This window comes from Paracandidimonas lactea (assembly GCF_021653995.1).
Classification (GTDB): domain Bacteria; phylum Pseudomonadota; class Gammaproteobacteria; order Burkholderiales; family Burkholderiaceae_B; genus Allopusillimonas; species Allopusillimonas lactea.
The window spans coordinates 106843-118927 of record NZ_JAJJOZ010000009.1 but is presented as its reverse complement, the minus strand read 5'-3'; the positions used below and the strand labels follow the sequence as shown (position 1 = coordinate 118927).

Genomic DNA, 12085 nt, shown 5'->3' with positions numbered 1-12085 from the left:
CAGCATGGGTAAGCTATCCACCCACGTTCTCGACACCATGCATGGCAAGCCCGCACAGGGCGTACACGTGCAGCTTTACCGTCTTGAAGGCGAGCAGCGCACCCAACTTGCCGATGTCGTCACAAACAGCGATGGCCGCTGCGACCAACCCCTGCTGCAGGGCGATGCGGTGCAGCGCGGCACGTACGAACTTGTCTTCCACATCGGCGACTACTTCGCGGGCAAGGGCGTCAAGGTGCCCGAGCCACGCTTTGTCGACCAGGTCGTGCTGCGCTTCGGCATTGCCAATCCAGCGGAAAACTATCATGTGCCGCTGGTCACCACGCCCTGGACGTGGTCAACTTACCGAGGCAGTTGAAGCCTTAACGTTTTCATCGGCCGCGCAGGCGGCCGCATCCTGGGGCGTATACCCAGGGCCGGGTTACTCGAGCGTATGGCGATCCTCTGGCGCCCCTAGCCGGCGGCGCTCCAGACCCAGGCCCAGGCGTCTGCATTGCCGCAGACGCCGCCCAGACATACAGGAAACTTCATGGAAGCGTATCTGATTGAATACGGCAACCTGTTGCTGCGCTGGCTGCACGTGATTGCCGCGATTGCCTGGATCGGCGAATCCATCTATTTCGTGATGCTCGACAACAGCCTGCATCCGCCGCGCGGCGCGCACGGCAAGAAACTGGGCGTGTTCGGCGAAATGTGGGCCGTGCACGGCGGCGGTTTCTACCATAATCAAAAATACCTCACCAATCCGCCCGAGCTGCCCGACGACCTGCATTGGTCGTTCTGGAAGTCCTACACCACGTGGCTGTCGGGCTTTGCGCTGTTCTCCATCATGTATCTGATGAAGCCGGCGTTTTACCTGGTCAATCCCAACAGCCCCTGGGCTTGGGCGGCCGCTATGAGCGGCGTACAGGCCAGTGTCCTGGCGGTGGCCTTTCTGGTGCTTGGCTACATCATCTATTCGCAACTGTGCCAGCGCATCAGCCCCAATATGGAACGCGATGGGCTGCTCAGCGTCGCCGTCGGCGTCATGATGGTGATTGTTGCGTGGCTGACGGTGCAGGTTTTCCCCGGGCGCGCGGCGTTCCTGATCACGGGCGCGCTCATGGCCACCTGTATGTCCGCCAACGTGCTTTTCTGGATCATCCCCGGCCAGCGTCGCATGGTTAAAGCCCTGAAAGCCGGCCAGGCGCCCGACCCGCTTGATGGCAAGCGCGGAAAACAGCGTTCGGTGCACAACACCTACTTCACGCTGCCCGTCGTCTTCCTGATGCTCAGCAACCATTATTCGTTCACCTACACCAGCAAATACGCCTGGATCATCATGGCGCTGTTCATCTTCGCCGGCGCCGTGATCCGCCAGTACTTCGTACTGCGCCACATGGGCAAGAACCAGCTCGGCTACCCCGCCGCCGGCATTGTTCTGTTGGCCATCATTGGCTGGCTGGCCGCGCCGTCGCCAGCACCTGCCGTATCCAAAGCGCCGGCCGCACCCGTCAGCACCGCGTCGGCGGATGCCGCGCCCTCCAAGACGGCGCTTGCCGACAACGGCGTCTCGATAGAGAAAGTACACGCCATCGTTGCCGCACGCTGCACGGAGTGCCACTCGGCCAAGCCGACCTTTGCCGGTATCGCCTCCGCCCCTGCGGGTGTTGCACTGGACACCAACCAGGAAACCTTGCTGCACGCCGACCAGATCAAGCAGGTCGTCGCCAGCAAGTACATGCCGCTAGGCAATATCACCAAGATGACCGACGAAGAGCGTGCGCTCATTGCGTCGTGGGCGGTGAAGTAGGCGTCGTTTTCGCCAACATCAGCCGATGCGGCTGATGCAGCCGATACAGCGCAGGCAAAATGACCGGGCCCCGTGCGGACAAGACCGCACGGGGCCCGGTTACGTATATGCGGCTGAGCACTGCGGCTGCTGCGGATTGCACCTGAATGGCGGAATCCGCACAGCGCATACGCCTGCGCCTGCCTTGCCAACATTGCTTGCGTCAATCTAGAATGAGAAGCGTTATTGTTATTGACGGGCCGCCGGCACGGTGCGCGGCGATACGAAGCATCATGACGGCGAGCAGCGTCGCACTCCCTCGGCAACTCGAAACTTTATACGTTGATCATGCTGGCTGGCTGCGTGGCTGGTTGCGTCGGCGCATAGGCAATGCATTCGATGCAGAAGATATCGCGCACGATACTTACATGCGCATCCTGGCTACAGGTCGCATGCCGGCGCCGGCCGACCCGCGGCGCCATCTGGCACTTGTTGCAAACGGCCTGATGATCGACCTTCTGCGCCGCCGCCATATCGAAACGGCCTATCTCGAAGCCATTGCGGCACTCCCGCCCGCGCAGGTGCCCAGCGAAGAAAAGCGTGCGCTGATCATTGAGGCACTGGTAGACATCGATAGGGTCTTGTGCGGGCTTCCCGCCAAGGTCCGCGCCGCCATGCTCATGTGCAAGCTGGAGGGGCTTGGCTACCGCGATATCGCGCAGCGCCTGCGGGTTTCCGTTTCGTCGGTCGAGAAGTACATCGCCGCCGGGCTTGTGGCGTGCCACGCGGCCATGTCAGCGAAATGAGCCGGGCTGCGCGTTCCCCGGCCCCGCCCGCCCCCATCCCTAACAGTTCCGATGGTGCGGGCTTGAATCCCGCTTCACCCTCTAGTACGGTGGCTGCCGCGGCGACCGATCACGCGCCCGCCGCAGCCGCCAGCAGCTCGGAAGCGGCGAATCCGGGCCCTCAGAACCTCGATCCCAACGTTGTCAGGCAGGCCGCCCGCTGGATGGCACGACTGTGGTCCGATACCGCAAACGACGCGGATGATGTGGCCTGTGCCCGCTGGCGCGCCGCCCATCCAGACCACGAACGAGCCTGGCGCACGTTGCAATCCCTCGAAGGCAAACTCAGCGCCATACCGCCTGACATCGCGCGCCACGCCCTACGCGAGCCATCTATCAAAAGCCGTGGCCGGCGGCGAGTGTTGGGCATGGCGGCGCTGGCCGCGGCGGGTGGCGCGCTGGTGCTGCGGGAAAGCGGCGCCTGGCAAAGGGCAACGTCCGACTACGCCACGGGCAGGGGCGAGATTCGGTCAGTCATCCTGCCCGACGGCACTGCTGTGGTGCTGGATACCGTGTCAGCCTTTGATGCGGTATTTGGCGCCACGGCTCGCATGCTGGTGCTCCATGCCGGCCGCATCCTTGTGGCTACGGCGCGGGACTCTCGGCCATTTTCAGTGCGCACCGTGTATGGCGATGCGACGGCACAGGGTACGCGCTTCAGCGTTGCGTTATCCGATCAACAGGCGCATGTCGCGGTTCTGGAAGGGGTGGTCAGTGTGCGGCCGGTGCTTGCGCCGGCGGCGTCGGTGCGTTTGCATGCGAGCCAGCGGGCCGCGTATTGGGCTGCTGGCGTTGCAGGGCCGGAAGCGGCGCTTGAAGATGCCGCGTGGACGCGGGGCAGGCTCGCCGCCGTCAATATGCGTTTGGGAGAGTTTGCGCAGACGCTGTCGCGATACCGGGCAGGCCGCCTGCGCTGTGATCCGGCAGTGGCCAACTTGCGTGTAAGCGGCGTGTTCCCCCTGCGCGACACGGATCGTGCGCTGCATGCGCTTACGCAGGTTCTGCCGGTGACGGTGCGTTATCGCTCGCCATATTGGGTGACCATTGTGCCGCGTTGAGGTGCTTCGCGCGGCCGCGCGGTGTGCGAAGGCGATGAGATTGAGGGTTTTGCGGTGTTGGCCGGAATACAGGGTAGGCACTGTTCAACTTCCGGCACATAAGGAACCGCTCCATGGCACCTCCCCATTATCTGTCCAGAACGCACGGCCAAACCCGCATCGAGCAGCGGGGCAGGCAGTCATGCGCAGGCGCGCGCGGCCCCAGCCTGCCGCTGTTGGTCTGCCTGATGCTCGTTGCACTGCCCTGCGCACCGGTATGGGCCAGCCCGCCCGCAGCGGTTTACGGCGGTGCGGCGCATGTGTTTCAGATCGTCCCCGGGCCGCTGGATCGTGTACTCAACGCGTTGGCCACCTCTGCGGGCGTCGATGTTGCCGCCGATGCGGCCATACTGGCCGGCCGCCATAGCGCGGGGCTGTCCGGCACGTACTCGCTCGAGGCGGCATTTGCGCGCCTGCTCGATGCCCATGGGTTGCGGGCCGTGCATCAGGGCAACGGCAGCTGCACCGTGGTCAGGTCCAACACGTCTGCCACAGTGCTGCCCGACATCGTGGTGAAGGGTGAAAAATCCGCTCGCCCGCTCTCGCGTACCGGCGCCAGTGTCGATATCTTCGACGCCGATCGCATTGTGTCCCTCCCCAACGCCACGCGCGTGCAGGATATCTTGCAGGCGACCGTGGGTGTTGTGGATACGGGCGTAGGCAATGACCTGCCTGCCATACGCGGTGTCGACGGTTCAGGGCCCGTGCGGGGTGCGGTGGGTTTTCTCACCGGCACGCGCCCGCGCCTGAACATGTCCATTGATGGGCGCTCGCTTCCCTACAACGAACTCGCCTTCGGCCCGCAGTCTTTGTGGGATATTGAACAAATCGAGGTGTTTCGCGGCCCGCAGAGCCATATCCAGGGCCGCAATGCCATTGCTGGCGCAGTCGTGCTTACCTCCAAGGATCCCAGCTTCCACTGGGAAGGCGCCGTCAAGGCCGCAGCCGGAAACCAACATGCTCGCCAGGCTGCCGCCATGCTCTCGGGGCCTGTCGGCGACAGCGACCTTGCGTTCCGCCTCAGCGTCGATCGGCAGCAGCGCCGCAGCTTTGCCGATCTTGACGCCTACGCGCCGGTGGGCGATCCGCGCCGCATCGAAGCCACCACTGCGCGGGCCAAGCTGTTGTACGAACCGCGCGATCTGCCCGGGCTCACATCGCGGCTTACAGTCGGCCATTACGATGGCCGTGCCCCTCAAAACGAAGTATTGGTGCCGCCACCCGGCATCCGCAGCAACCGCTTCGATCCGCGTCGCCCGGTTCAGGAGAACCGCTCCACCAGCGGGAAATGGGATGTCGCCTGGCAGTTCTCGGAGACGGCGAGGCTGGAAAACACGTTGGTGTACACAGGTTTTGACAACCACCGTCGAACTGCCCACGGCCTGCCGCATGCCGAGATCAATGGCCATGAGTTCCACAACGAGGCGGTGCTGCATTGGGGCCGCAGCGATGATGTCGTGCGCGGGTTGGCGGGCGCGCGCTACTTCCATGCCGCACAGGATGAGTTCGTCAATATCTTCCGCGGCAGTGGCTTTGATGACAAGGTCGATACCGTCTCGCTGTTTGGCGAAGCCACGTATGCGGTGCACCCGCAGCTTGACCTTACCTTGGGCGCCCGCTACGAGCGTGAGCGCCGCGACAGGCTCGGCGGCAGCAGCGCGGTGGCCATCGACCTGCACGACACCTACACCGCATTCATGCCCAAGCTCGATATTGCCTGGAAGCCCTTGCCAGACCATACCTATGGCCTGCGCGCCGCCCGCGGCTATTCCGCTGGCGGGGCCGGCGTCACCTTCGGCAGGCCCATCGTCAGCTATACCTACGATTCCGAGTATGTCTGGAACTACGAGTTCTATACGCGGCACCGCCTGGACGGCGGGAGGCTGGCGTTCACCACCAATGTTTTTTACAGCAATTACACCGATATGCAGCTTCCGTATTACCTCAGCCGGAACGCCACCGTGGTTCGCAATGCCGAACAGGTCCACACCTATGGCGTTGAACTGGGCGCACGCTGGCTGCCCGTCGATGCGCTCGACGTGTCGGGGTCGGTGGGCCTGCTCAAAACCCGGATCGCACGTTTCGCCGACAGCGGCATCGAGGGCAACAAGCTCCCGCGCGCACCGGCTTATACCGTCAACGTGGCCGCTGCCTATACCTTTGCAAACAAGGCGGTGCTGAGCGGTAATGCAAGCTACATGGATGCCTACTACTCCTATTACGACAACGACCCGCGAGGCAGGATTTCCGCGCACTGGATCGTGAATGTGCAGCTGGACTATCCCTTCAGCAAGCATGGGCGCGTTGCGTTCTACGCGCAGAATCTTTTTGATGCGAGCAACCCGATCATGATTACCGCGAACGATCTCTCATCGCCTGCGGTGCCGCGGCCTCGAACATTCGGTGTATCGGTCGCACTGTCTTTCTAGCGCTGCGGTTATCCGGGTGCAGGAATAGACGCGCGGTTTCCTCCGCGCCCACACTTCCGACCCACCATGCCGACCCATGCTTCCCATACGTGCTTCCCATACATGCTTCCCATACATGCTTCCGATAGGTGCTTCCGACCCAAGCTTCCGATACATGCTCCCGACGCATGGCCCCATATTCACCCTTGAGGTTGACATGAAACTCTCCACGTTGGTTGCGCTGCCAGTGATCTTCGCGGGCTGCGCCATGTTTTACCTGGCCTCGCCCCATCAGGCACTGCGCCACGCGGCCTGGCCGCCCCGTTCGGCGGTCCCCGCCGGCCTGGCATTGCTGGTGGTCGGCCTGGCAATGTTGTGCCTGCACCTGCAGGCCGCCGCCGCGGCATTTACCTTCTGCATCAGCCTGATGCTGGCCTGGGTGGCGTTACCCTATCTCGGCGCGCTTGCCGGGGCGCGTCGGGCCGCCGCGTCGCAAACGGCAGTTCGCCGCCCACCCATCCAGCGCGATTGGTTGTCCAAGACTGTGGCGGGAACGGTGCTCGGCCTGGCCTTCGCCCTGGCATGCAGCGGCTGGTTTGTGCACGTCGCAGCCGACCTGCCGCTGAGCGTCAAGGGCCAGCTTGCCATGTGGCTGGTGCCGCCCGTCTGGGTGGCTGTGCTGGGTGTTTCATACGTGTTGCAGAGTGGCGCGCGGGCCTGGCTTTGCTTGGCGGGTGCCAACACGATCGCGTGGGGCTTGCTGGCCGCCACGCAGCACCTTTCCTGAGGAGGCCGGGCGATGCGCGCCGATGTGATCCGCCTATATAAAACCCTGCACACCTGGACAGGCATCGTGGCTGGCATGGCATTATTCATTGCCTTCTATGCCGGCGCCTTCACCGTGTTCAAAGCGCCGCTGGCGCGCTGGGCCTCGCCGCCCGCGCCAGCACAACTTGTCCCGCTTGCCGACGCGCCCGCACTGATCCACCGCACGCTGGCCGCGCATCCCGAGGCGGCGCGCGGCTTCACGCTGCATCTCAAGCCCACGGAGCACCAGCCCGCCCGCTTGACCTGGGAGGTGCATTTGGACGACGCCGATGGCCACGACCCCCGGTTCATGCGGCACTATGCAGCCGCTCTGGACGCCGAGGGCACGGTGCGGGTGCATGAAGCCCACCCTTCCATGCTGGCGGAAACCATTGATGTGCTGCACCGCGTGGTCGGGCTGCCGATCGATTCCGATGCCAACCGGTGGGTGATGGGCGTTGTCGCCATGCTGTATGCGCTGGCGCTGGTGTCGGGCGTTGTGGTGCTGCTGCCCACGTTGGTGAAGGACTTCTTCGCGCTGCGGCTGGGCAAAAACCTCAAGCGCATGTGGCTGGATGCGCACAACGTTGTCGGCATTGTCAGCCTGCCGTTTCATATCGTGATGGCACTGACCGCCGCGGTGTTCGCCTTCCATGACGGCATTTATGCCGCACAGGATCCGCTTTTTCACCACGGGCAGCTTTACAGCGCGTTTCGGGCCGGTCCACCGCACGCGGCGAACAGCGCGCCGCGTAACCCCGCCCTCATGCTCCCCCCCGAGGGGCTGGTGGAACGGGCGCGCGCTGTGTCCTCCACCTTCGAGCCCGAGTCGCTGCACTATGCACAGGTTGCGGGGCCGGGGGCGCTGGTGCGCATCTGGGGTCATGATGCCACCGGCATATCGCCGCGTGCTGCAGGCGGCTTCATCGCATTGGATCCTTACAGCGGCGAAGTCAGAACCACCGATTACATGCCTAACCGGCAAAGTGCGGCGCACGCCACGCTCAGCAGTTTTTTTGCCTTGCATTTCGCCACCTTCGGCGGCACGGCGGTGCGCTGGATGTATTTTGTTCTGGCGCTGGCGGGCGCTTGGCTTTTCTATAGCGGCAATCTGCTCTGGATAGAAAGTCGCCGCAAACTGCGCAGGCCCGGCGGCACACTGCCCGAGCAGCGCCGCGACGCACGGTTGATGGCCGCCGGGACGGTGGGGGTCTGTCTCGGCTGCGTGTGCGGCATTTCGCTGATGGTGGCATCTGCCAAGTGGCTGCATGGGTGGGTTGTCGACCTGACGCTATGGCATATGGCGGTCTACTACGCGGGGTTCTTCGCCTGCGTGGCGTGGGCTTTCCTGCGCGGCGGCGCCCGTGCCTCGGTGGACTTGCTGCGGGCGGCCGCGTGTGTGACGCTGGCCATCCCCTTCACGACGCTACTGGCCTGGGCCATCCCCGCCCTTGGCTGGTGGGCAAGCTCCACCCCGGCAGCCCTGGGCGTGGATATCACGGCGCTGGCCATGGGGCTGGGCTATCTTGCCCTCGCACATGCGGCGGCGGCGCGGGCGCGGCGGGGCGTGCCTGATAGCGTGTGGTCGCCCCCGGATCGCGGAGACGAAGCGGACAAGGAGCCGGGCACTGTCATCATCCGGGGATAGCCAACCCACCGCCTGCGCAGGTAGACTGTACATTCCGGCACCAGCCCGGGTACCGGCGGGCCGCGGCGCCAAAGGTGCCGCCCACGAAAAGGACAGCCACCATGAAGAACCAGCTCAAGCTGATCGGCGCGCCTTCGGCGTTGCTGCTCCTCGAGGGGTGGGCCGCGGTGCAGGGCCGCGACGCCATTCACAAAACCTTCATTTTCAAAAACTTCAGCGAAGCTTTTGGCTTCATGGCCCGTGTGGCGATGCAGGCCGAAAAGCTCGATCACCATCCTGAGTGGTCCAATGTCTACAATCGCGTCGAGGTAACGCTTACCACGCACGATGCCAAGGGTGTCACTGAGCGCGACGTCGCGTTGGCGCTGTTCATGGACCAGCTCAACTGAATACGCGCCGTGCCTTCCATATGCGTCGCCGCATGCCGAGGGGCATTCGGGCGGGGGAGAGCGGCAAGGGCATCGTTGGGCCATCCGCGACGATTCAGGTAACGATACAGGCGGGTTGCCGGTGAACGACGATGTTCGCGGTGGTCAGCGGTCGGTCATCCACGCCACCAGCACCGACACGCTCGCCAGCGACAGCACGGTGGAAATCAGGATCGCGCGCGAGGCCACGGCCGGTTCGCGCCGATACATCTGCGCCAGCATGAACGGCCCTGTTCCCACCGGCAGGGCGGCCAGCAGCACTGCCGTGGCGGCCCACATGGGCGGCATGTCGAACACCCAGTAGGCCAGCACATAGGCCACCAGCGGGTGCAGGAGCAGCTTGAGCGCCACGATCCGCCACACCGCGCCAGAATGCGTGGCCGGTTGCGCCTGCGCCAGAAACAAGCCGATCGTCACCAGCGCACAGGGGCTGGCGGCCGCGCCCAGCAAGGTGGTGAACTGTGTGATGCCGCTCGGCAACTGGATGCCCGCCCCTGCGACCAACAAGCCCAGCAAGGGTGCGGCCACCAGCGGGTTGCGCAATACCGACCACGCCACTTTGGCCAGTGTCCGGCCCAGTCCTGGTGAACTTTGCAGGTCAAATTCGATCAGCATGATCGAAAACGCAAACAGCCCGCATGCGGTCAGTAGTGTGGCCAGCACGACCGCCGGCATCCCTTCCTGTCCAAACAGCATCAGGCACAGGGGGATACCCATATAGCCGGCGTTGCCATACGAGGCGGATAAGGCTTCGATGCTGAGGTCGCTCAGGCTGTGCGTGCGCCGCCGCTCGATGGCGAACGACACCGCGAATACCACGGCAATGGCCAGGATTGTGGCCGCCAGGTAACCCGGCTGGTTGATCTCGCTCCAGGTGATCTGCGCCATGGATTGGAACAGCAGCGCGGGCAGCGCCATCCATACCACAAAGGTATTCAGGCTTTCGACCGCAGTGCCGCCCAGCAGCCGCCGGCGGCCGGCTACATAGCCGATCAGGATGAGCGCAAACAGAGGGAAAACGGCACTGACGATAATGTCCACAGTGTTTGGGGCCGGCCTGGCGCCGGGAACATGAGATTGAAGGAGATTGATCGAGACGTGCGCGACAGACGCGATACGACGATACGACGATACGACGATACGACGATACGACGATACGACGATACGACGAATGGCGATACGGCTAGCCTGGCATCACAGCGGCCGCGACAACACCGGCGCAACACCACAACAACACCACAACAACACCACAACAACACCACAACAACACCACAACAACACCACAACAACACCACAACAACGGCCACGACCGACACCACGACCGACACCACGACCGGTACCGCGACCGCAGCCGCATATGGTACATCTCTATACAAATATTGCGGCCTGCGGCATTCTAGTGAACAACACGTTGTCATTGTTCCTGCGCTAGACTGCAAGTAACAAAGTTGCCCAGAGCAGGTCATTGGCATACGGTTACGGGCGGGTGCGGCGATCCTGTCGCACCGCTTTCCCATCACGACAACAACACATTTATTTGCTGGCTATGTACGACGCTTCCGATTCGCTGGCCTCGCTGCACCTGCCGCCGGTCATCCCCTTCGTCAGCTTCACCGACGCCGACGCCGCTGTGGCGCGGTTGATCGAAATCTACGAACGAAATACCGGCTTCATCCGAGCGCGGTTCGCACACTACCTGAAGGAGGGTGCCGATGGCCGCCGCGTGCGGGCCTATTACCCCGCCATCCGCATTCGGGTCGACACCTACCAGGAAGTCGACAGCCGCCTGTCATACGGGCACTTGGTCGAGCCTGGTGCTTACATGACCACGATTACCCAGCCCAGGCTGTATTACGACTACCTGCGCGAGCAGATCAGCCTGCTGGTCCGCAACCACGGCGTGCCGGTCGAGATTGGCGAGTCTGACATGCCCATCCCGCTGCATTTCTCGTTTATCGATGGGCAGCAGTATGTAGAGGGCGTTTATTCCGATTCGCTGTTGGGCGAAACGCTGCGCGATCATTTCGATGTGCCCGACCTTGCTGTCACTGACGACACCATCGTCAACGGCACCTGGCAGGCGCGCCGCGGCGAGGCCCTCCCACTGGCCCCATTTACCGCCCCGCGCATTGATTATTCGCTGCACCGGTTGCAGCACTACACCGCTACCGCGCCCGAGCATTTCCAGAATTTCGTGGTGTTTACCAACTACCAGTTCTATGTCGACGAGTTCTGCCTATGGGCCAAGGGGATGCTCGCGCGGGGCGAAGGCGGCTACACCGCGCTGGTCGAGCCCGGCAATCTCATCACCCTTGCCGGTGCGGCCGATAGCGGCGCTGTTGTCCCGCCGGTGCGCGGCCCGCAGATGCCGTCCTATCATCTCAAGCGCGACCAGCACAACGGCATTACGCTGATCAACATCGGCATTGGGCCGGCCAACGCCAAAACGATCACTGATCACGTGGCCGTGCTGCGGCCATCGGCCTGGCTGATGCTGGGGCACTGCGCAGGCCTGCGCACCACGCAGCGCCTGGGCGATTACGTGTTGGCGCACGGTTATGTGCGGCAGGATCATGTGCTGGACGAAGACTTGCCCAACTGGGTGCCGATCCCGCCCTTGGCGGAGATCCAAGTTGCGCTGGAGCAGGCGGTGGCCGAGGTCTCGGGCCTGGATGGCTGGGAACTCAAGAAAATCATGCGCACTGGCACGGTGGCATCCACCGACAACCGCAACTGGGAACTGCGCGACAATGTCGAGCCTGTACGGCAGTTGTCGCAGTCGCGCGCCATTGCCATGGATATGGAATCGGCCACCATCGCCGCCAACGGCTTCCGCTTCCGGGTGCCCTACGGCACCCTGCTTTGTGTGTCAGACAAGCCGCTGCACGGCGAGTTGAAGCTGCCCGGCATGGCCAGCGACTTTTACCGCAAGCAGGTGGGGCAGCACCTGCATATCGGCATCCGCGCGCTTGAACTGCTGCGCGACATGCCGCGCGAGCGCCTGCATTCGCGCAAACTGCGCAGCTTTATCGAAACGGCGTTCAAATAAGGTGTGCGGCAAGCAGGTCTACTGTCGCGCCC

Annotated in this window: 10 protein-coding genes; 9 read left to right on the top strand and 1 reads right to left on the bottom strand. The window is 63.5% G+C overall.

What is annotated here, in order from left to right:
• The first annotated feature begins 4 nt into the window (after nucleotides 1-4).
• The 8 genes from uraH (at nucleotide 5) to LOL23_RS15650 (ending at nucleotide 8965) form a co-directional block, all read left to right on the top strand.
• Nucleotides 5-358: a hydroxyisourate hydrolase gene (gene uraH / locus LOL23_RS15685; RefSeq protein WP_160977337.1), complete on the top strand. Its 354-nt coding sequence runs from the start codon at nucleotides 5-7 to the stop codon at nucleotides 356-358.
• A 171-nt stretch (nucleotides 359-529) separates the two neighbouring features.
• Complete coding sequence (locus LOL23_RS15680; protein WP_160977335.1) at nucleotides 530-1792, top strand: urate hydroxylase PuuD; 1263 nt, start codon at nucleotides 530-532, stop codon at nucleotides 1790-1792.
• A 272-nt stretch (nucleotides 1793-2064) separates the two neighbouring features.
• A complete protein-coding gene (locus tag LOL23_RS15675) occupies nucleotides 2065-2577 on the top strand; it encodes a sigma-70 family RNA polymerase sigma factor (protein ID WP_160977333.1) in 513 nt (170 codons plus the stop codon).
• Between the two features lie 62 nt (nucleotides 2578-2639).
• On the top strand, nucleotides 2640-3674 hold the full coding sequence (locus tag LOL23_RS15670) for a FecR domain-containing protein (RefSeq protein ID WP_237173858.1): 1035 nt from the start codon (nucleotides 2640-2642) through the stop codon (nucleotides 3672-3674).
• A 113-nt stretch (nucleotides 3675-3787) separates the two neighbouring features.
• Nucleotides 3788-6142 carry a TonB-dependent receptor gene (locus LOL23_RS15665; protein WP_237173857.1) on the top strand — a complete coding sequence of 785 codons (2355 nt, stop codon included), beginning with the start codon at nucleotides 3788-3790 and terminating at the stop codon, nucleotides 6140-6142.
• Nucleotides 6143-6338: 196 nt separating this feature from the next.
• Complete coding sequence (locus LOL23_RS15660) at nucleotides 6339-6908, top strand: hypothetical protein (RefSeq protein ID WP_202411618.1); 570 nt, start codon at nucleotides 6339-6341, stop codon at nucleotides 6906-6908.
• Nucleotides 6909-6920: 12 nt separating this feature from the next.
• Nucleotides 6921-8576 (top strand): PepSY-associated TM helix domain-containing protein, encoded by a 1656-nt coding sequence (locus tag LOL23_RS15655; RefSeq protein ID WP_160977329.1) that lies wholly within the window; start codon nucleotides 6921-6923, stop codon nucleotides 8574-8576.
• A gap of 101 nt (nucleotides 8577-8677) precedes the next feature.
• Entirely contained in the window at nucleotides 8678-8965 is a 288-nt protein-coding gene (locus tag LOL23_RS15650) for a 4a-hydroxytetrahydrobiopterin dehydratase (protein ID WP_160977327.1), read from the top strand.
• 144 nt (nucleotides 8966-9109) lie between these two features.
• On the opposite strand, the gene LOL23_RS15645 is transcribed toward LOL23_RS15650, so the two are convergent.
• Complete coding sequence (locus LOL23_RS15645; RefSeq protein WP_160977325.1) at nucleotides 9110-10045, bottom strand: AEC family transporter; 936 nt, start codon at nucleotides 10043-10045, stop codon at nucleotides 9110-9112.
• Between the two features lie 505 nt (nucleotides 10046-10550).
• Here LOL23_RS15645 and LOL23_RS15640 point away from each other — a divergent pair.
• Nucleotides 10551-12053, top strand: coding sequence for an AMP nucleosidase (locus LOL23_RS15640; RefSeq protein ID WP_160977321.1), 1503 nt, complete (start codon nucleotides 10551-10553; stop codon nucleotides 12051-12053).
• Nucleotides 12054-12085 lie beyond the last annotated feature (32 nt).

Excerpts from the sequence above, each read along its gene's own strand:
- LOL23_RS15665 (WP_237173857.1), top strand. The coding sequence starts at position 3,788 with ATGGCACCTCCCCATTATCTGTCCAGAACGCACGGCCAAACCCGCATC.
- uraH (WP_160977337.1), top strand. The coding sequence starts at position 5 with ATGGGTAAGCTATCCACCCACGTTCTCGACACCATGCATGGCAAGCCC.
- LOL23_RS15660 (WP_202411618.1), top strand. The coding sequence starts at position 6,339 with ATGAAACTCTCCACGTTGGTTGCGCTGCCAGTGATCTTCGCGGGCTGC.
- LOL23_RS15655 (WP_160977329.1), top strand. The coding sequence starts at position 6,921 with ATGCGCGCCGATGTGATCCGCCTATATAAAACCCTGCACACCTGGACA.
- LOL23_RS15675 (WP_160977333.1), top strand. The coding sequence starts at position 2,065 with ATGACGGCGAGCAGCGTCGCACTCCCTCGGCAACTCGAAACTTTATAC.
- LOL23_RS15680 (WP_160977335.1), top strand. The coding sequence starts at position 530 with ATGGAAGCGTATCTGATTGAATACGGCAACCTGTTGCTGCGCTGGCTG.
- LOL23_RS15650 (WP_160977327.1), top strand. The coding sequence starts at position 8,678 with ATGAAGAACCAGCTCAAGCTGATCGGCGCGCCTTCGGCGTTGCTGCTC.
- LOL23_RS15640 (WP_160977321.1), top strand. The coding sequence starts at position 10,551 with ATGTACGACGCTTCCGATTCGCTGGCCTCGCTGCACCTGCCGCCGGTC.